Consider the following 20,604-nt stretch of genomic DNA (forward strand, 5'->3'; position numbering starts at 1 on the left):
TTAAAACAGTCACCTAAACTTTAACTAAATGACGACTGTAAAATACTTTGACACTATAAACTCCTACACTCTCTACCCGTGAGTATAGCTGAAACATCGCCAAACTGCTCGCTTAATTCTGAGCCATCCGTACCTTGTCCGATATCCCTTAGCCAACGTTCAGCATCTTCACAGCGCCCTAATTTCCGCAGTACCACTGCCAACTGAAATGTTATCTTGGGATTTGCAGTATCCATGATATTCGCTTCGCGCAAGCGCGCTAGCGCACCATCATAATCACCATACAAAGCCAAGCTCCAGCCATATTCAGCAGCCACTTCAGCACTTTTATTGTTCGTTTCAAAGGCTTTCTTAGCATATTCGACTGCCAGTGAGGGAGAATCCTGTTGCAGCATGCGCGTTAACGCCAGCAGCACTGATTCGCGGCGATAAGTTTGATTTGACTCCTCATATTGTTGTAGTAACGGTAACGCTTCGGCCACCCGCCCTTGTCCGTAGAAGAATAACCCCAGTAGCCCTTCCATTGCGGGATCTAAAGTCGTACTCATGGCCGCTCTGAGTGAATTTTCAAATTTAGCAGGGTTAGTTCCTAAACTGGCTATATCAAACAATTTACCTGCGAACATCCGATTATATTGACTTGCTTCAAAACCTTGTTTAAAGCGCTGAAAGGCTAGCTCATTTTGGCCAACCTGAGAATGTACCTCCCCCGCCAGAAACAGAGCCGCAATGTTTTTCTCATCACTATTAAGCAGTCGATTCAACTCAGTTAATGCTATTTCTGACTGCCCGTTGAGCGCCAGCAATCTCGCCTTTTCCAGCTGTTGCGGTTTAGTTAACGGCTGCTCAGCGGCAATTCGTTCTAAATAAGCCAATGCTCCAGAATGGTCTTCTAATTGCTTTCGCAAGCCAAGTAATGCAGAAACATTTTGTGGGCTCATTGCGATTAAATTCTCGAGTTTCAGGATTTCACGCTGGGCCTCCTCGTTACGGCCCAGATTGATAAGAATCGCAGCTTTCTTGAATATGTATTCAGGGTTAGAAAATGAACTCTTATTTAACGTGTTGATTATCGTTAAAGCATCTTCATTTTGTTGTTTCTGTACGTACAAATTGACTAAGGCTTCATCTAATTGATAGTCACTGTCAAATTCATTTTTATATTTATTTAGCAAACTGATTGCGTCATCAAACAAGCTTCTCTTGCCAAGAAGCCTAGCCAATTGGATCACAAGGTCCTGACGATATGGCAACTCATTAATTAGAGCCTCTAATTCCTCCGTCGCTGCCTCAAGCTCGTTATTCGCGGTTAACGCTTGGGCATTTAACTTGCGGTATTGAATATTATTCGGTGAACTTTGTTTTATCTCTGCCAACAAACGCTGCGCACCTGTAAGGTTTTCACTGTTCAGTAGCACCTCGGCCTTAAGCAGTTTCAGGTCTGCATTGTCAGAATATCTTTGAATCAGATCATCAATAAGTGCTAGCGCTTTTTGGGTATCACCGGAAAGCAACCTTAATCGGGTCAATAATAATTGTTGCGCTAGAGAGAATGGCGCCTTAAATGTTTCATTAAACAACGCGATGGCTGAATTGACCTTGCCCTGCTGACGCAATAAATCCACTTCAAACAATTTCAAACTGTCAACGTTGCGGATATCTGGAGTGAGTTGAACTAATAAATCGTCGCACAAAAAGTGTCTATTTAATGCGGCATACGCTCGGCAAAGTGACTTAACCAGCTCAGCATCTTGCTTAACGAGCGTAATTTTACTTTCCAATAATACTTTGACTTTTCGGGGTTGCCGCGACAACTCATACAATTGTGCTAGCATCTGAATGGCATTGTCGTCTTCGCCTGCGAGAGTAAGGTACTGCTCAATTTGCACGGTACTGTCAGTATAATTACCGCTCAAATATGAAGTTAACCCTTTGAGTAAATTAAGTTTTGAGCGACTCGTAACATCATCAACAACATAGGTAGATAACTCACCGGAAAGGTCACTCAGTATGTTTTGTGCCTCTTCCTCTTGGTTGGTGATAAAAAGCAACCTTGCTTTGGTCAGCCGGACCAAAACATCGTTCTGATTTTCCGCTAAAATCGTATTTATGAGGTCAATTGACTCATCAAAGCGACGCAACTTGATCAACAAGAAGGCTTTCGTACGCTGTATAACAGGGTCATCACGCTGTAGGGCATAAGCTCGCTCTAACCATTCCAGCGCTAATTGCACTTGACCATCTCGACTCAGCCACAAGCTATAGGCGTGCATTACACGAGGATTGTTTGATTCTAAGGCAAGTGCCGCATCGATAAACTCTTTCGCCCGTTCTGCTTCATTATGCGACATTAAAAAATTGGCATAACTGGTCAATACACGAGTTGAACGTGGCGCAAGCGAATAAGCTTGCTGGTACCGTGAGCGCGCTGCATCTGTATTACCTGAATAATCAAAAGCGCTCGCTTTAAGCAACTGAACATAGGGCTCAGTTTTCTGATTCACACCTCTACATTCACAATCAATGACTCGCTGGTGTTGACCAGCCAATAGATAGGCTTGCAATAAGTTTTCAATCACCCGATTAAAATCCGCGCCTAATTGCAACGCTTCTTCATATTCATCTATAGCGTCAAGAACGTAGCCTTTACGCAAAAGCACATCTGCCATAAGCACCTTAGAAGGTAGGTGCTCTGGATATGCACTCATGATGTTTTTTAATTGGATATAAGCCTCGTCAACGTTCTCACTATTATACGTGCTAAGCGCTTGCTCATAGTCCTTGGACGGATCGGCGTTTACGGCAAAAGATGTGACACTGAGGCCAGCAACAAGCCCCCAGGTAAAATAAAAAGTACGAAATGACGCGCTAAATAGCATGCCTACAACCATTGTTAAGCCCTTTTGTTTATAATAGCGAACAATCCCTCGCCACGCGAAATCAACGTTCTGTTTAACTTGAACCACATATTCGTAAAGCTTACGTATCAAGTCTACATACTTAAGCAGCAATTTTCTTTACGTTCATATATCACTAAGGTAAGCCGAATAAACATCCTTCTTTCTTATCTACCAAATAAGTGATTGTTCATTCGAATTAAAGATCTAACAAGAAAATTTAGCTTTTTAAAAAGCTAGTTTCTTAAAGAAGAGTACTCTAAGAGCTCAGATGATTAAAGTAGCGGCAATCCAGTGGCACTGTTATGATGAAGGCTGTTGGAGATAAGTCTCACGAATAAAGCTAAGGAATATGGATACTCGTATGAATCATTGGTTAAAAATTCTCACCCTTGCACTATTACTTGTTGGCTCAATTGCCTGCACACGGATGACCCCAGAAGAAACCTACGCAGAGGCACAACGCCTGATGCAACAGCAAGAGTATGCAGAAGCCGCCATTCTTGCTAAACAATTAATTTCTGACGCACCTCGTGACCCAGCCTACCGAGTACTGATGGCACGCCTGCACATGCACGCAAGAAATCTAGATGCTGCAGATAAAGAATTTTTACGTGCTGTTGAGTATGGAGTCGATTTAGCCGAAATATCGCGCGAGCAGGTCGATCTTGAACTTATCACCAATAATTACGATTACGCGTATGAGCTACTGCTGGAACGCCAACGTTTTTTCGCGGATGCTGAAGAATGGAATGCATTAGTAGCCGCTGTTGCTCTGGTAATGAATGAGCCGGCGATACTGGAAGACTCCCTCAGCAAACTTAGCGAAAGGCAAAGTGACTTTAAGGCGGCGGCTGAATTGATTAGCGAACGCGAAGTCATACAAGCAGGACAATTGTTACTTGATTCTAATCAAGAATTCTATGCGCCAGAGATTTACTTTATTACAGGCTCTTCACTTGTAGATAGTCAAGAGCATGAAGTTGCACAAGCACTTATCGAAAAGTATACGACCGTTCGTCCGGCGAATCGGATAGCAAATTATTTTCTTGCTCGCAGCTACTTAGCTACTGATGAAATGGAAAAAGCACGTACACAAATTGATATTGTGCGGAATGGAAATACCAAAAACGCATTAGGCCTATATATAGAAGCTATTTATCAATTCCAAAATGATGACATTGATGAAGCTGCAAAATATGCTTCAAGTGCTATTGAAGCTGGCTTCAATAATCTTTCTTTGCATTTCATAGTAGGAGTACACGCTTTCCAAAATGAAAACTTTGAACGAGCCTTATCCTCATTCGAATACTTAAATTCAAGTTTGCCTGAAACGACCGTGATTCAAAGGTTACTGGGTGCAACTCAACTAAGATTAGGAGACTTCGCTTCTGCATCCAGTGCCATTACTCAAATTAAAGATCCTACGGAAACAGATATAGCGTTGATCCTCTCTTCTGGATTCAGTGCAGTTCAGTCATCACAATCTGACGAAGTTCTCAGCGAAGTAACAAGATTCGGACGTAATAAAGATATAGCTGATGTTGATAATGCTCTTGGGTTTGCGTTGCTCAGTTATGCCGAAGATAACGAAGCAGGGATCAAGCAACTAGAATCTACTCAAGTCGCAAATCCGGAAAGCTTGAACGCTTTCGCTCTGCTAGCAACTGCATATGTGCAATCTGGCCAGCTTGAATTAGCTCAAAACCTCATAGAAAAATTCCTTGATAACAGAAATGAATTAACGATTGAGACTCGAGAAGTATTAGCAAACGTATACTTACAACTAGGTGAGCTTGAGAAGGCAGCACGGCAATTCGGTCGAATTGCTGAGGCTGAACCTAAACGTCCGAGTGTAATGATGTTCGCTGTGATAGAGGCGGAAGCTAGTAAAGATTTTGAAGCGGCGTTGTTGGCAGTAAAACAATATGTTGCTGAAAACCCATCAAATATAAAAGGTTTTTTAAAGTACAATGACCTTTTAAAATCATTGAACGCCCCTCAGTCCGAATATGAATTACTTTACGGTGCATTATCGCAAGTCAATCAGCCTAAACATCAAATGCTACTTTCTGAACTGCTGATTGCGGATAATTCGTTATCAAGGGCTGAAGGTATTCTGGAGAAGCTTGACTTGAGCGAGTTAAAGCCTCGAGCAAACATGTTGCTAGCGCATATTGCTTTCGAAAGTGGCAATGAGAAGAAAGCTGAAGATTTAGTCTTAAATATTTTAAATGAAATTCCCAACGATACAAAAGCTCTTCAAATTGCGATGCGAGTATACGTCGAAAAGAAAGACTTTGTATCTATTGAAAATCTTATTAGCAAAGCGTTAGTGGTCGATCCCAATAATGCAGAAATTATCTATCTAGATGCACTTAATTCCACATTAAGTGGAGAGTTAGATAAGGCGCAGGCTCAACTAACCAAGCTCAGTGCAACGAATAATCAAATTGCAGTTCGTGCTCTGCAAGGAAAAGTTGACTTAGCTAAAGGTCGATACGATAAGGCGTATCCTAACTTGTTGGAAGCATATATGACTGAGGCTACCCGTTCGCGTTTAATGGATTTAGTAAAAGTAACGAACAAGTTAGGTCGAATAGAAGAAAGAAATAAGATTATAGATGCTTACATCGAAAACGTTCCAGATGACCTCGCTATTCAACTGATGAGAATTGAGTATCTTTTTGCTGATGATTTAAATGCTGGCGTAAAAGCTCTTGAATCGTTTATTCAGCAGCATCCAAAAAATGCTATAGCCTTAAATAACCTTTCTTGGGCATATCTTGAGCTTGGCGAGTTGAATAAGAGTATTTCGGCTATAGATCGTGCTTTGGTGATAGCACCTGAATACCTCCCCTTCATATATCAGAAGTCAAAAGTGTTAGCCGCACAAGGAAAACTGGATGAAGTCATATCTTTAATGACACCTAATGTCAACTTTGAAGCCAATCAACCAAGTAAATATGAGTTTGCTTATATCCACTTTCTGCTAGATGCTAAAAAAACTGCCGAAGCATCATTTTACTTCGAAAAACTAGTTCGTAACGGTGTTGATGATGATCGATTGGAAAAAATACAAGCTCGCTTGAATGAGTAGGAATGTGTCAGGAAATTTAACAACTTTTGAGGCGCAAAAAAAAATAAAAGCATAACCTTATGTTTTTATTGGGATTTTAAAGTTGGCACGCAGTTTGTATTACCTTCTAGGTATTCACAAAAAATTTGTTTTCACAAGGAGCAACAAATGAAAAAATTAGTAGCACTAGGATTAGCAACAGCTTTCGCGGCAAACGTTGCTCAAGCAGATCCAATTACTTTCGACCCAGATGGTTCTGGTACGGATTACTCTCCAATATTAGTCGATTTGTTCAGCTTGAACATTCGTCCAGCAACGGCATCGTATTCAGTTTTCCAAGACTTTGGCGCTGACAATGCATTGAATGATGGCGATACTTTCAGCGAAACTTTTACGTTCAACTGGACTGAATGGTCAGAAGGTTTAAATTTCGGCGGTTTTGGAACTGACGTACAATGGACTTTGACATTAGATGGGTACATTACTGACGTACAATACGATGCAGGTGTCCCGACTATTACTGACCCTCTAAACGATTTTACTGGCAACACGTCTTTCTTGGACGATCTTGCTAATACGTCGTTCCAAACAGTATTCAACCCAACAAGCGTAAGTCCTTCTGTAAACATGACAGCAACATACATGGGTAATGTGATCGGTATATTTGACTTGCTAGCAGGTGTATCTGGTACTCCAGTTGCTCTAGCTGATGATAATTCAGCTGCGTTTGTATTCAAATTCAAAATGAATGAAACTTTTGCTGCTAACTTCGCAGATTTCGATAATGTATGGAGCGATCACAATGGTGACCCGCTAGACCAAGATCTTATCTTTGCGGTTGGTGACGGTTCAACAACTATCAACGGTGTTACTGGTTTTACACAAGACCAGCAAACAGGTAATTGGGTAGCTGACATCTCAGTAAGCGACAACGGTGCAACTCTTGAGTTCAACGTACCTGAGCCTACTTCTTTAGCAGCTCTAGGTCTTGGTTTGCTTGGACTAGCCGGTTTCCGCAGATTCTCTAAGTAATCTAACAATATAATTTAATTTAAAGCCGGCGCAAGCCGGCTTTTTTATTTTAAGCTCATACACTTTTTAGGTTCTTAGGAGTCAGAATAATGGTTAATAATTTTAATTACTTATATTAAGCTCAACTCTGGTTCCCATGGTTATAAATGTCTTAGGAACTTAATTTGTGAGTGCTGATTTAAGAAACGTTAACATCAACAATGCGCAAGGATTCAATCAACCAACAAAATATAAATTCATAAATACTTAGAAAGACAAATTAATCATAAAGTATTTCACTAAAGACATTGACTGGCGAATTAAAATAGCGCTAGTAGAACTTTTATGTGATAGTCAATTATTACAATCTGACATAGATAAGTGCAGACATAATTTTGTACAAGTAGAGTTTAAGTTTCGGTCACATAATTTATTCAGATAAAACGTAAAACAACTCTTAAAGTACGTTAACTTTTCATTTTTAACTGATAGAACATGCTTAAGAAAATATCCTGGTCATATTTCATTGTTATTCATCTTGCCCTTGCCTTGGTAATCATCAAGTCTGATTTTTTGCAACGTGTTGAGCGGAAACTTGGGTTTAACCAAACTGAAATAACGCAGCATTATAAAACTATGACATCATTTCATGCGCGTATTGATAGTAATCTTCCTCAGAACTCAATTATTTTCATAGGTGATAGCCATATACAGGGCTTAGCAGTTTCAGCAATAAATGATCGAGCAGTGAATTTTGGCATCGGAAATGATACAACCTTCGGCGTTCTGCAACGCCTTGAGCAATATCGATCCATTCAGAGTTCTGCCGCGGTTGTAGTTTCTATCGGCTTTAATGATCTTCGATATAGAGAGAACGAAGAAATCATAGAGAATATTACTAAGATTTTAAACTTTATACCGAGTCACAAAAAAGTACTGCTGACTGCTTTACTCCCTGTAGGAAAAAAACTTCACAAAAAGTACAATGGACGAATAACTGCTATCAATAAAAGGTTATTCGATTTGACTCTCCGAAGGCACAATGTTCACTTTATCGAGGCTTTTGGCAGTTTTTTAAACAAAGAAGGTTATCTTGAGGAGAAATACCTCCTCCGTGATAATGTTCACTTATCTTCATTGGGCTATAAAATATGGATCATGGAATTACGGAAAGCGCTAAAACATCTTCTAGACACCGAATAGACTACTTAGATGGGCTGAGAGGTTTGGCAATAATACTCGTGATAGTTTTTCACGCATATACTCGATGGATTGAACTTGTTCCCTACGGCGATGCCTTTGCATCATTTCCGTTGTTTAAATTCGGATATCTTGGAGTACAGCTATTTTTCTTGATATCTGGTTTCGTTATTTTCATGTCCCTAGATGCGTCAAATGGTGCATTCAAATTTATTTATAAAAGATGGCTACGCTTGTTCCCCGCGATGTTAGCTTGTTCAATATTGATTTTCATCACAGCAAGCTTTTTTCATGCACGTCCTAATGGTATTCCTAATCCTATCGATGTAGTCCCAGGCTTAACATTCATATCCCCATACATGTGGTTTAAGGCTACTGGGATAGAGATGGCAAGTTTAGAAAATGCCTTTTGGTCAATTTATGTCGAAGTTAAATTCTATGTTTTAGCCGCTATTGTTTACTTTTTGCTTGGCCGGCGGTATCTCGTGCCAACTTTGTTTTTCTTTTATGTTATGTGGCTATTAAGTTCTCAGTTTACTGAAAACCAATTCGCAAATTTTGTGTATTCAGTTTCAATACTGGCCAGTTTTCAATACTTCGGCTGGTTTGCTGCTGGGGCCTCGTACTATCTATTCACAAAGAGTAGTCATATAAATTGGTTTTATCTGGGAGTTTTAATTTCTGCTGTCTCTGCGCTGGTGGAAGGGCAATTTGAACTACAACCTTCGATAGCTGCACTTATCATTTGTGCTTTCTTTGCACTCATTCTAAGAAACAGTTGGTTGCAGAATATGCTTAGTAACAAGCAACTCCTATTTATGGGTTTTATCAGCTATCCTCTCTATCTGTTGCATGAAAACATGATGATTGCATTAATCATTCAATTAGATGATTACCTACCGTATTCTTCGCCGTTAATACTGCCTTTAATAAGTATCACTTTCGTTTCACTTGTTGCATATATTATCGCTAAATACGCAGAGCCTAGAATTAAGGGCTGGCTATTGAAACTACCAGTTAAAAAATAAAGGTATAAGTATCACTTTATTACCAGGATTAGTATGAAACACCAGATGACGATGGCAATTAGGATCGTCAGCTGGTGAACAAAAGCACATTTTTAGTCGAAAAAGACCATAGACTCATCAAGTTAATGCATATTAATTTTAAGTTACTCATCAAAGCCTAATGTATTTATCTTTTTTTTAAACGATTCCACGTGTATCAATCACAATCTTGTTCTTGATCACCTCGATTGGCATCGCTTTAAACTCATCATGGTCGACTAAAACCACAATCACATTGCAGCGCTCTAGCGCGTCATGCAGTGATGTTAGTGTTACCTTATCTGATACGCCTTTGGGCAAAGCTGAAATGTTCGGTTCAACCGCGAGGATTTCACCAATCCCCTGCTCAGCTAAGTCATTGGTTATGGCTAAAGCAGGGCTTTCACGCAAGTCATCTATATTGGCTTTAAATGCCAGTCCCAAGCAGCAAATGACTGGGCGCTTGAACTCATCAGCCGCTGCTGTAACCTGACGCTTAACATAACCCGGCTTGCCATCGTTAATTTCACGAGCCGTGCGGATAATGCGAGCGGTTTCTGGTGCACTATCCACAATAAACCAAGGGTCTACCGCAATACAGTGCCCACCCACACCAGGGCCTGGATTCAAAATATTTACACGCGGATGACGATTAGCAAGAGAGATAAGCTCCCATACGTTAATTTTGAGCTCATCACAAATAATTGATAATTCGTTCGCAAAGGCAATATTAACGTCACGGAACGCATTCTCAGTCAATTTCGCCATCTCAGCCGTTCGCGCATTGGTTAACAAGCATTCGCCGCGAACAAAGGTTTTATAAAGTGCTAACGCTTTTTCAGAGCATGCCGGGCTAATGCCCCCAATAATACGGTCGTTAGACACCAGCTCTTCCAATACTCGTCCTGGCAATACACGTTCAGGGCAATGCGCAATTGAAAGGTCGGCTTCACCGGCACTGTTTAATGGATTAGTTAGATCAGGGCGCATCTCGCTAAGCCATTTTGCGACCTGCTCTGTTGCCCCCACCGGAGATGTCGACTCTAAAATAACCAAGTCGCCTTTTTTGATTACCGGTGAAATTGCCTTACAGGCTGCTTCGATATACGACAAATCTGGTGTATGACCTTCCTTAAATGGCGTAGGAACCGCGATGATAAAGACGTCAGCTTCCTCTGCTTCCAGAGTCGCTTTCAGTTTACCGGTGGTTACGGCAGCCTGTACCACCATATCCAAATCGGGTTCAACAATATGAATTTTGCCCTGATTAATGGTGTTAACCGCATGTTCTGATACGTCAACACCCACAACATCTAAGCCTCGCGAAGCAATAATTGCAGCTGTAGGTAAACCGATATAGCCCAGACCGATTACTGCAACACGACTAAACCCTTTACTCATTTATAGTTCCTCTAAATACGTTCTAATGCGTTCGCAGGCTTTCCCATCACCGTAGGGGTTGTGCGAATAGCTCATTGTTTCATAGGCCTGTTGATCATCCAATAACTGATTGGCCAACGAGACGATTTTATCGGTGTCAGTGCCGACTAGTTTCACAGTACCCGCTTCGACCGCTTCTGGACGTTCCGTAGTGTCGCGCATACAGAGCACTGGCTTGCCTAGCGAAGGCGCTTCTTCTTGAATACCACCGGAATCGGTCAAAATAATGTGCGCTCGCGTCATTAGATAAACAAAAGGCAAATAATCTTGCGGTGCAATTAAGCGCACATTATCGGCTTCACCAAGGATCCGCTTAACCGGCTCTTGTACATTCGGATTAAGGTGGACTGGATACACAATCTGCACATCATCACGCGCTGAAAGCGCCTTCAATGATTCACATATACGCTCAAATCCACCACCAAAACTTTCACGGCGGTGCCCTGTAACCAAGATCAGCTTTTTATTGGCATCAAGAAAATCGAAACGCTCTGCAAATTGTTGCGACAAGGCAGCATCCTGCTCAATTTTTTGCGTTACCCACAGCAATGCATCGATTACCGTATTTCCTGTAACCAAAATAGAATCAGGATTTACATTTTCCTTAAGCAACGCACTTTCAGACGTTTTGGTCGGTGCGAAGTGATAATTAGTTAACGCCCCAGTTAACTTGCGATTGGCTTCTTCTGGCCATGGGCTGTAAAGATCGCCGGTACGTAATCCTGCCTCAACATGACCAATCTTAATTTTCTTATAAAACGCAGCGACTGAAGTCGCAAACGTGGTCGAGGTATCACCGTGAACTAACACTACATCCGGCTCATAGTCTTCTAGTACTGGCTTTAAATTCAGTAGCACGTTGGCGGTAATGTCATACAAGTCCTGACCAGGCTTCATAATATCCAAGTCATAGTCTGGCTTGATTTCAAATAAGTCTAGTACTTGGTCGAGCATTTCACGGTGTTGAGCGGTCACACATACCCGCACATCCAGCCGCTCAGATTTATTTAACTCTAATACCAGTGGAGCCATTTTTATTGCTTCTGGCCGAGTGCCAAAGACGAGTAGTATTTTGTTCATAATCTAGTTACTTTTTATTTATATTTATGTAAGTCTATAGAGCTAAGCCTAGCTGTAAATAGAATATCTACCTTTTCCTCAAGAAAGTTGTAGGAATACCTCAATATGAAAAAATTAGTCCTACGTGGCTCCTTCTTTAGCCTAGTTGAAAGATTTGCGATTTTGGCTACAACTCTTTTTTTGACACCTTTTATCATCAACAATTTGGGAAAGGAAGATTATGGTCTTTGGCTATTGATACTATCACTAATTGGTTGGTTTTCTATATTAAACATGGGGCTGCCTCAGGCTCTCAGCAGGCAATTTATATTTTCTTTAGAAAAAGATAGAAGAAAACTGAGTGCGGTTTATTCAACCGGCTTGGTCATTTTTTTATGTCTAGCACTAGTCGCTTGCTTCGGCCTTTTCATATTATCAACATGGCCTGCTTTTTTTGAGTTGAATGAGCAAGATAACGATATATTTTCGCTCTCAGTAAAATTTATCGCACTAAAGGTGCTTATTGATTTCATCACTATCCCGCACAATGCTATTTTTTCTGGATTCCTACGGATGGATGTTGACGCCAAAATATCGACGTTAAACATTATCTTAAAGGCCGGATTGACGGTTATTTTCGTTCCCATCTATCATATTTGGGGAATGCTCATTGCAACTGTCGTTTCAGATGTTCTTACGCAAGCCATGAAAATAATTATTGCTGCTCGTATCGACCCCTCTATAAAGTTTAATTTGACATTGGTTAAGAAGGAGGACTGTTTAGAGTTAATAAATTTCGGGAAGTATGTTTTACTGATTCAACTTGGAAAGATCTTATATAAAAACTCGCCGGCTATTCTGATAATTAAGATACTGGATCTTTCCTCTTTAGCTATTTACGGGATAGCTAAACGGCTGATTGAGCAAGCAGAAGAAATACTTAACTCTGCATTTTCATCATTCTCTCAAATGTTTACCAAGCTATCCGCGCAAAACAAAGACCTAGAAAACTCGTTCTTGAGAATAACTGAAATCAACTTGTACTGCGGTATGGTACTCACTTTGCTTGTATGGTCTGCAGCTGAACCTTTCATAAACCTTTGGCTTGGCCCTGAGTTCAATGAAAGCGCATTCATTATACAAATCCTTTCAGGTGCGTTCTTGATTTCTTCATTTACGCGATCCTGTCAACAAATATTAATCGCCCAAGCAAATCACAAATTCCTCTCGTACACATCGGTAATCTCTCCAATTATTTCAATCGTCGCTTCAATGTTTATAGCCCCGGAATTCGGAATTACCGGAGTTGCCGTTTGCTTCATAGTTGCGAGTGCCATTACAAATATTTTCGGTGTTGCTTTTTTATTTTCCTACTATACGAAAATTTCCATGTTACTGACTATCCGACCATTCGCAGCTTCATTGGCAGTCCTTTTATTGATAGAGTACCTCGTAGATACATATATCGTTTGGAATCCTAACTCGTGGTTAATGCTAATGGTTTACTCCGCTGCATTGCTGTGCACTTCATTGATTATAGGATGGTGGTTTGTATTTAGCTCCAAAACTAGAAAATTGGTTTGGTCTGTGTTTACACAGCAACTTTTGAGCAAAGGTGATTGAGCTCTCCAAAATATAAAGTGGCTCGACTTTTAAATCTAAGAAACGGAACAACGATGTTAGAAAAAATACAAAATTTGGTGCAAATTCTTAAAGAAATTAGAAATTTACCGAAGGTCGATATTTCCCTGAAGTTCGAAAACGTGAAAAATACCGATCCATTCTATGAGAAAATCACAAAAGACTTTTACGACTACGCTACCGCTCGACATCGAAAGTTTTTACTGATTAAAAATTTTGAGATTGGCGTCGCATTGTTTGACTTAAGTAACCCCAAAGGCTATCGACAGTCCATTGAAAGTTCTGCCCGTAGAAACTGCAAAAAAGCAATTAGAAATGGTTTCACATTCGATAAGTTAGCGTATAACTTACACTTAGATGAGATTTGGGAGATTAGGCGTTCAACTCCCGTCAGACAGGGGGAGATGCCAGAAGATTTCCTGAATACTCGTCCGACCCCAGTCACAAACCCGTCACCACAAACGAATACGCACGATTATGTCTATTTTGGTGTTTTTGACGAAAGGAAAAAATTAGTTGCCTATGCAGGCTGCATGGTTGCAGGAGAGATATTGATGGTTCAGCATATTTATGGACACAACGACTATCTTTCTTTTGGTGTAGTACCCTACTTACTGGTATCAATTGCTGAAACATGTCAGGACCATTATCCAGAAGTTAGATACTTCAACTATGGGACCTTTTATGGAGCCCAGGCTACGATGAAGAGATTTAAAAAGAAATTTCAATTTTTACCCCATCGTGTAAACCTTACATTATAACTTTTGAGCTCAGTTGTATGATAAATAGTATGGCTAGTGTTGGTGCTAAAATAGTCGTTCCTTTTCTACTTATTCTCTCTGTTTTCTTATTCAACCCGATATTGTCTCGAGACTTGGTTAGTTTTAGCTTCGACGACGGCACTTACTCTCATGCTTACTTGATCCCCTTGATTATTATTTATTTACTATTTCATGCTGCAAAACATGGAGAACTAACTTTTAGTTGGAAACCTGTTTTACTTTTTCCATTAATTACCATCTTATCCTTATTGGTATTATTTCAAATCTCTCAGGAAAGTTTTATATTTCGATTTATAGCTCCTGTCGCGGTTTTCTTAACGTTATCAACAATATATAAAATAAATTCTGCAATTATAGTTTCTTCAATTTTGCTCTGGTTTATAACGCCAATTTGGGGGCCATTAATAAGCATATTGCAGAAAATTTCTGTGATTGCTGTCAGTGAAATTATGGGCCTTACTCCAATTTCCACTTATGTTGAAGGAAACACAGTGCATATCGCTGTTGGAGCGTTTGAAATCGCTGGGGGCTGCAGCGGTCTTAGGTACTTCATAACAGCAACGGCACTTTGTACGATATATTCTTACTTAAATTACACTCGTATTAAAAGTGTAGCTTTGTTGTTCTCGGTGGCTTTGATTGGGGCAATGATAACTAATTGGATCAGGATCGTTGTTATTATCCTTATTGGTCATTACACTGAAATGACCAGTCCAATTATTGAGGACCACAACTCGCTAGGCTGGTATATATTTATTCCCTTTATTTTACTGACATTTTATATTGCTGGAAAAATAGAACCCGCAAAGGATCTAGAAGAGAGTGAATCATCTCCCCTTTTGATAAAAAACATTTACCAACCATTATGTGTTTTGGTTCCTGTCGGGCTTATCTCCACATTATCAATTAGCGTTACATTTGATAAACCAGCTTTCTTCCAGATAAAACCATTAAGTCTCAACGTCGAACCGATGACAAAAGATTTGGCAGCACCCAAACCAACGATCTATGAGTATGTTTCAATTGAGCAACAGAAGTTTTCAATTGCAAAAATAGATTTTTCCGGCTTCAAGTTTAGGTTTTCGTCAGGTTCTCCAGCGAACAGACCAGATTTTTACGCTAATAAGCTTGTACCAGATGGGTTTTCGGTTTTATCAAAAAGTCAAACGGGCTCTTTTACTATAACAACAGTGAGAGACCGCAATGGTAGAACAGGTGAAATCATCTATGCTTACGAAATTGGAAAGCGAAAAACCAACAGTGTGTTAGATTTTCGCAAGGCTAGAGTCCTAGAAGCTTTTCACCTGACAACTGATAGTTTTCTTTATTGGGGCTTCAGGTATTGCGATACTGACTGTGGCATAAACTAAATAAGTTAAAAGGTCTAATTTTGGCATCTCTTTGGCAAGTATAATTCAACCAGCAAAGGACTGTGATTAGTACCAGTATTCTGCAAAACCTCGGTAACTCTTGATTCCCACTCGTCGTCGAATAAAACATGATCAATTCGAGCAGTAACAAGCTTTTCACTATATGTAACCCCAAAACCAAACCCAGAGTCATCAAATGCGTTATTATACTCATTCCAATACTTTCTATACATGAGTCCAAAAATATTGGTGTTGAAATCTCCAGCTATTATATCTGTCTGAAAAGTTGATAACCATGCATGCATTCGAATGTGATCCAACTCTCTAGCATTGTATAGCTGTAGGGAAGTATCACTAGAGTTACTTGAAAAGCCTAAAACTTTTCCGAGTATGAAGCGTGGCGTGTCTGGATGGACATTGACGACATTAAGTTTGCATTCCCGTATTCTAAGTTCATAAGAAGCAGCGAAAGTTCCCCAACTACCCGTATCGCGACGAGTCAAACTGTTAAGAAAAGTTACTTGATGCTTCGTTACTATGCATAATCCCCGGTCACAATGATAACTATAATCTTTTGGTAATTTATCAACGAAAAACGAGTCTGAGCTCTCTTGCAATAATAGTAGGTCTGGGTCGTGTGTGTTTAGTAAAACTAAAATCTCTACTATTTGCTCGTCTGAAGCTCCCATATTGAACGTTATTAATCTTAAGGTTTCCTTCAAATCCTTGCCGGGCAAATTTAAACGCAGGCCATTTACGACGAATAAATTTATGATGGTCAAGATCAGTAAGACAAACTTCTGCTTCGGACTGAATTGGACGAAAATTAAAAAAATAAGTGGGATGAATACTAGCCATCGCGGCATGAATTCAACTAACAACAATATTGGAGCTAGTGAGTTTTGTGGGTCTATCCAATTAGCTAAAATGAAGGAAAGTGTAACTAATCCATAAAGTCTTAATAACAATGCCTTAGACTCCAAAAGTTTCCGATAAAATAAATTATTAAGCGATGTTGACTCATTGTTTACATACATCGCACCGAACCAGTATACTAATTTTCAGAATTTAAATTTTATCTGAGTATTTTCCCATGAGTTCCGCAAAGAAAGTTATTCTTCTTGAGTTCAACGAGCTCTGCCCTCCTTTATTAAAGAAGTTTATTACTGAAGGAGAACTCCCCAATTTCAAAAAATTGTACGATAACTCCATCGCTTACACTACAGATGCATGCTGTGATGTTGAATACTTAGAACCCTGGATACAGTGGGTAACACTACACACTGGCCTTCCCTATGAAAAGCACCAAGTTTTTAGGCTTGGCCAAGCAAAGCACCTTTCGCATAAATCTGTATGGGATATTTTGTCCGAAAACGGACTTTCTAGTTGGCTATGTGGAAGCATGAACATTTCTTGGGATTCAAACGATGAAAAAATTACAGCTTTGCCAGACCCATGGAGTGTTGATGTAAAGGCTTCTCCGATAGAATTGCAAGAGTTTTATGAGTTTGTTCGGGCAAATGTTCAAGAACACACAAATGAAAAATTTAAACTATCTAAGATGAAGTTAATTAATTTTATGCTATTTATGTTCAGGCATGGACTTAGCGTTAAAACCGTCTTGCGCGGAGCTAAATTAGTAGGCAAACAAGTATTCAAAGCAGACGATAATTGGAAAAAAGCAACGATACTTGACTGGCTACAACTTGATGTTTTTAAGTATATCTACAAAAAAAAATCTCCTGCATTTGCGACCTTTTTCTCAAATAGCACGGCCCACTTTCAGCATAAATTCTGGCGATACATGGATCCCGAAAGCTTCACCTTGAAGCCAAGCGAAGAGGAAGTGAAAAGATTTGGGTCAGCGATTCTGTACGCTTACAAGAATCACGACCGAATGATCGGAGAGATTTTTGATTTGGCAGATCAAGATACGACTATAATTCTAGCTTCAGCATTAAGTCAGCAACCATTCACAGCAAAAGATGCAGATGGAGGTAGACGTTTCTATAGACCCAATGACATTACCAAAATAGCAAATACGTTTGCTTTACAAGGCGTTGAAAGTATAGCTCCAGTAATGTCCCACCAATTTCATATTATTTGTGACACACCTCAGCTTGCTCAGGAAAATTTTGAAATTCTGAGCGATGCAACACTGAATGATGAGCGCCTGTTTTCACTGCGACTAGAAGGTAAAAATGTTTTTGGAGGGTGTTGTATATCCCGCCCTATTGATATGAACCAGCTGATTTCCGTGAATGGACACAGTTTTAAATTTGGAGAAGTGTTTTACCTTGCTGATAACATTAAAAGCGGCATGCACAATCCTCATGGAGTTTTCTGGGTGTATCACTCAGATCAAAAACAAAAAATTGTTGAGAGCTCTATCCCACTTGAGCAAACGATGCCAATCATACTTGAGCAATTCGGAATTGCCCCCCCTGGAGTGGCCTAGTCACTTTAGGGCTTCATTGAGAACTTGAAATGTTTATGGCTTGAATTATTTTAATTTTGTTAAAAACGACGCACTTGGTAATTGCTTTCAACTTTCATTGTTTATTCTAATGATGTTGGAAAAACCTGTTTGGATCTAATTATTGATTTCGATCTTTGTATATATCGAAATACTGCTTAGCGCATTTATCCATTGAAAATTGGTCTGCGTATTTTTGAAATCCTGCATTTCCCAATACTTTTATAAGTTTAGTGTCTTTGAGAAGTACTAATAATAACTCGCTTAGCTTCTGAGTATCTCCGTAATCATATAGGAAACCGTTTACATTATCGCGAACCAGTTCAGGATTACCACCAACATTTGAAGCAATGACGGGCAATTTATTAGACATAGCTTCAAGAATAGCAAGTGACAGACCTTCAGTTTCAGAAGTTACGATAAGTGCGTCAAAGCTATTATAGATCTTATCTCGATCTGGTTCGTTCCCATGAAAAATCACCGTCGAACAGGGTAGTTTAGACTTAGTCAAGCGCACTATCTCTTCCATCAAAGGCCCTGTACCATAAAAATGCACGGTAATTTGAGATTGGGCATCACTGTGCAACAATGATAGCGCTTCGATTAGCTTTTCTTGGGATTTAAGTGGGACAAACCGCCCAACACTACCAATATGCAGACCTTGCCTACTAGCATCATTCTTTGCAATACGATTGACCCCATTCAATATCGTGTAAGTTAGCGGTTTAAACTTAGGGTATTTAAATTGAAATTTTTGTCTTGCGTTTTCCGCCACAAAAACGAACTTTGACTTCAATATATAGGCCAAATTATAAAAAAACGACCACTTTAATCCTGTATGTACTACTTCATTATGCCGTGTGTAGATGACTCGAGGTCTAATCTTGCAAATGCACACAGCTAGAAGTACTCGAGGTAATGCATGACTGCTATGAATATGAACCAAGTCGGCGTTGTTTACTACTCGTCTAATTTCGAGAATTTGCTCAACGACCCCTTGCTTTGACAGGCATTTTACACTCAGTCCCGCACTGCAAGCTTCCGTCTGTAATGGTTCATCGGGTTTCCCGAATGACAGTATCTCTATACCCGCCAATTCTTGCTGACTTGTGGCAAGGTCTATGACAAAGCGCTCAGCCCCGCCAACCTCTAAACTACTTACTATATGTACCACGCGCATTCTAGAGGGCCACCTTCAGAGCTAAATAAACCATTACAATCATGAGCCACGAAGCAAAACTACACATGATAACGTTCTTCAGGGTCATAAGTTTACGAATAGATGGCACTAAAAAAGCCACACGATAATGAGATGCGATAGTTACGCCCATAAAAACATATAGCAACAACGTGTACGCTCGGCTTAAAAAGAAGGCAGTAACCATGAAGCCTAATAGTGAGAAAAATAATGCTGTATTTAACTTCAATTCATCTGATAAGTTATTTTTGTTTTCAGCAATTTTTTTCTCCGCATCTGGAAGCTTAAAAATTCTAAATCCTAGCCAAACGGTGAACACAAGTGCTCCACCCCATAAAGTAAACCCCAAACCACCAAGCTCGGATGAGACAAGAACGTAGGAGTTATGGGCAGTTAAACCGTGATAGTCAAAGAAATTGCCTTTACCAATACCCAAGAGTGGGTTCCAGAACAAATAATGGATGCCATCATACCAAGCTTCCAGACGGCTTCTTGATGATGACTCACTAGAACTTAACCCTCCGAAACTAGACAACAAAGTAATAACGACTGGACCCAATAGTAAAGCAAATGCGATTAACCGCGCACCACCATGTTTAAACAATAAATAAAAGGCAACTAAAGAGCATGCTCCTAATACTGTGCCTCTTGAACCAGTCAATACAATCCCATACAAGAAAAAAACCATTATCGATAAGCATATAACTTTCGAAAAAAATTTACCTCTAGAATAAAAATATGCTAAGAAAGGCAGATTCATAACGAGAAGCATACCTAAATCGTTAGGATCAGAAAAAAAACCTAAATATTGTATTCTAATTTCTTCAGTGTATTTAACTACTATTGCCTCAGTACCTGTCCACCCTATACCTTGCGTTGCTTGTAGATGACCGTTATGAACCATTAAGACTGACGCCAATAGCGTTATTAACATTATTTTACGTTGCCGAGATGCTGTACTAATTAAGGTTGCATAAAGAAATAGCGGGATGTTACTAGACACAATCATTGATTGAGCATCTAAAACCCCTTGCCGTCCCCAACCATTAAAAACGCCTGACAAAACGATCACTAATAACAATAGCAACAGCATTCCTTGCTGCGCCCCCCACCGTAAAGGTCGTTGCAAAAATAAAGTTAAAATAAAGCAAATAACTGCGACTACTTGAATGATAGGGACACTTGCAAGTGAATCAAAAATCTCCTGTGGACGAATCATTACACATGCTGTATACGCACAGAGAAAGAAAAAAGCGGCACTCGAATTATTGGTCCGGGCTGCAATAGGTACTATACTGTTATTAGAGAAGGCGTGGTGCAAGACATTAACTCAATGTATAAAAGTAACATTTACTTGAAATAGTCTACTCGATTGTTGAGGTAAATGTCGACTTGGATAACCTCA

At 39.8% G+C, this 20,604-nt stretch carries 14 protein-coding genes; 8 read left to right on the plus strand and 6 right to left on the minus strand.

The window, feature by feature from the left end; genetic code table 11:
* Positions 1-53: 53 nt before the first annotated feature.
* A complete protein-coding gene (locus CSH92_RS04710) occupies positions 54-2,990 on the minus strand; it encodes a tetratricopeptide repeat protein (RefSeq protein ID WP_124916917.1) in 2,937 nt (978 codons plus the stop codon).
* 271 nt (positions 2,991-3,261) lie between these two features.
* Between CSH92_RS04710 and CSH92_RS04715 the strand changes: the two genes are divergently transcribed.
* The 4 genes from CSH92_RS04715 to CSH92_RS04730 all read left to right on the plus strand — a co-directional run bounded on the left by CSH92_RS04715 (position 3,262) and on the right by CSH92_RS04730 (position 9,215).
* Positions 3,262-5,997, plus strand: coding sequence for a tetratricopeptide repeat protein (locus CSH92_RS04715; RefSeq protein WP_164084654.1), 2,736 nt, complete (start codon positions 3,262-3,264; stop codon positions 5,995-5,997).
* 147 nt (positions 5,998-6,144) lie between these two features.
* Positions 6,145-7,008 carry a PEP-CTERM sorting domain-containing protein gene (locus tag CSH92_RS04720; RefSeq protein WP_100656466.1) on the plus strand — a complete coding sequence of 288 codons (864 nt, stop codon included), beginning with the start codon at positions 6,145-6,147 and terminating at the stop codon, positions 7,006-7,008.
* A gap of 474 nt (positions 7,009-7,482) precedes the next feature.
* Entirely contained in the window at positions 7,483-8,190 is a 708-nt protein-coding gene (locus CSH92_RS04725) for a GDSL-type esterase/lipase family protein (protein WP_100656722.1), read from the plus strand.
* Positions 8,139-9,215, plus strand: coding sequence for an acyltransferase family protein (locus tag CSH92_RS04730; protein ID WP_100656467.1), 1,077 nt, complete (start codon positions 8,139-8,141; stop codon positions 9,213-9,215). The genes CSH92_RS04725 and CSH92_RS04730 overlap by 52 nt, the downstream gene beginning before the upstream one ends.
* 177 nt (positions 9,216-9,392) lie before the next feature.
* Here CSH92_RS04730 and wecC read toward each other — a convergent pair whose 3' ends face one another.
* Positions 9,393-10,634 (minus strand): UDP-N-acetyl-D-mannosamine dehydrogenase, encoded by a 1,242-nt coding sequence (wecC, locus tag CSH92_RS04735; RefSeq protein WP_100656468.1) that lies wholly within the window; start codon positions 10,632-10,634, stop codon positions 9,393-9,395.
* On the minus strand, positions 10,635-11,753 hold the full coding sequence (wecB, locus tag CSH92_RS04740) for a non-hydrolyzing UDP-N-acetylglucosamine 2-epimerase (RefSeq protein ID WP_100656469.1): 1,119 nt from the start codon (positions 11,751-11,753) through the stop codon (positions 10,635-10,637). It lies immediately after the preceding gene.
* A gap of 105 nt (positions 11,754-11,858) precedes the next feature.
* Here wecB and CSH92_RS04745 point away from each other — a divergent pair, with 105 nt between their 5' ends.
* From CSH92_RS04745 to xrt, 3 genes are read left to right on the plus strand one after another with little or no spacing between them, the layout of a single operon-like run.
* Positions 11,859-13,355 carry an oligosaccharide flippase family protein gene (locus CSH92_RS04745; RefSeq protein WP_100656470.1) on the plus strand — a complete coding sequence of 499 codons (1,497 nt, stop codon included), beginning with the start codon at positions 11,859-11,861 and terminating at the stop codon, positions 13,353-13,355.
* A 53-nt stretch (positions 13,356-13,408) separates the two neighbouring features.
* Complete coding sequence (locus tag CSH92_RS04750; RefSeq protein WP_100656471.1) at positions 13,409-14,134, plus strand: hypothetical protein; 726 nt, start codon at positions 13,409-13,411, stop codon at positions 14,132-14,134.
* A gap of 29 nt (positions 14,135-14,163) precedes the next feature.
* Entirely contained in the window at positions 14,164-15,525 is a 1,362-nt protein-coding gene (gene xrt, locus CSH92_RS04755; RefSeq protein ID WP_164084655.1) for an exosortase, read from the plus strand.
* Positions 15,526-15,539: 14 nt separating this feature from the next.
* On the opposite strand, the gene CSH92_RS04760 is transcribed toward xrt, so the two are convergent.
* Complete coding sequence (locus tag CSH92_RS04760; protein ID WP_100656473.1) at positions 15,540-16,562, minus strand: endonuclease/exonuclease/phosphatase family protein; 1,023 nt, start codon at positions 16,560-16,562, stop codon at positions 15,540-15,542.
* Positions 16,563-16,618: 56 nt separating this feature from the next.
* Here CSH92_RS04760 and CSH92_RS04765 point away from each other — a divergent pair, with 56 nt between their 5' ends.
* Positions 16,619-17,983, plus strand: a complete 1,365-nt coding sequence (locus CSH92_RS04765; RefSeq protein WP_100656474.1) for an alkaline phosphatase family protein — start codon at positions 16,619-16,621, stop codon at positions 17,981-17,983.
* A 139-nt stretch (positions 17,984-18,122) separates the two neighbouring features.
* On the opposite strand, the gene CSH92_RS04770 is transcribed toward CSH92_RS04765, so the two are convergent.
* On the minus strand, positions 18,123-19,181 hold the full coding sequence (locus tag CSH92_RS04770; RefSeq protein WP_100656475.1) for a glycosyltransferase family 4 protein: 1,059 nt from the start codon (positions 19,179-19,181) through the stop codon (positions 18,123-18,125).
* 1 nt (position 19,182) lies between these two features.
* On the minus strand, positions 19,183-20,418 hold the full coding sequence (locus tag CSH92_RS04775) for an O-antigen ligase family protein (RefSeq protein ID WP_100656476.1): 1,236 nt from the start codon (positions 20,416-20,418) through the stop codon (positions 19,183-19,185).
* Positions 20,419-20,604 lie beyond the last annotated feature (186 nt).

This window comes from Neoalteromonas flava (genome assembly GCF_002807685.1).
Classification (GTDB): Bacteria; Pseudomonadota; Gammaproteobacteria; order Enterobacterales; family Alteromonadaceae; genus Alteromonas_E; species Alteromonas_E flava.

Bases quoted from the DNA above. Each gene is read 5' to 3' on its own strand.
- CSH92_RS04715 (WP_164084654.1), top strand. From the start codon at position 3,262: ATGAATCATTGGTTAAAAATTCTCACCCTTGCACTATTACTTGTTGGC.
- CSH92_RS04720 (WP_100656466.1), top strand. From the start codon at position 6,145: ATGAAAAAATTAGTAGCACTAGGATTAGCAACAGCTTTCGCGGCAAAC.
- CSH92_RS04725 (WP_100656722.1), top strand. From the start codon at position 7,483: ATGCTTAAGAAAATATCCTGGTCATATTTCATTGTTATTCATCTTGCC.
- CSH92_RS04730 (WP_100656467.1), top strand. From the start codon at position 8,139: ATGGATCATGGAATTACGGAAAGCGCTAAAACATCTTCTAGACACCGA.
- wecC (WP_100656468.1), bottom strand. From the start codon at position 10,634: ATGAGTAAAGGGTTTAGTCGTGTTGCAGTAATCGGTCTGGGCTATATC.
- wecB (WP_100656469.1), bottom strand. From the start codon at position 11,753: ATGAACAAAATACTACTCGTCTTTGGCACTCGGCCAGAAGCAATAAAA.
- CSH92_RS04745 (WP_100656470.1), top strand. From the start codon at position 11,859: ATGAAAAAATTAGTCCTACGTGGCTCCTTCTTTAGCCTAGTTGAAAGA.
- CSH92_RS04750 (WP_100656471.1), top strand. From the start codon at position 13,409: ATGTTAGAAAAAATACAAAATTTGGTGCAAATTCTTAAAGAAATTAGA.
- xrt (WP_164084655.1), top strand. From the start codon at position 14,164: ATGGCTAGTGTTGGTGCTAAAATAGTCGTTCCTTTTCTACTTATTCTC.
- CSH92_RS04760 (WP_100656473.1), bottom strand. From the start codon at position 16,562: ATGTATGTAAACAATGAGTCAACATCGCTTAATAATTTATTTTATCGG.
- CSH92_RS04765 (WP_100656474.1), top strand. From the start codon at position 16,619: ATGAGTTCCGCAAAGAAAGTTATTCTTCTTGAGTTCAACGAGCTCTGC.
- CSH92_RS04770 (WP_100656475.1), bottom strand. From the start codon at position 19,181: ATGCGCGTGGTACATATAGTAAGTAGTTTAGAGGTTGGCGGGGCTGAG.
- CSH92_RS04775 (WP_100656476.1), bottom strand. From the start codon at position 20,418: ATGATTCGTCCACAGGAGATTTTTGATTCACTTGCAAGTGTCCCTATC.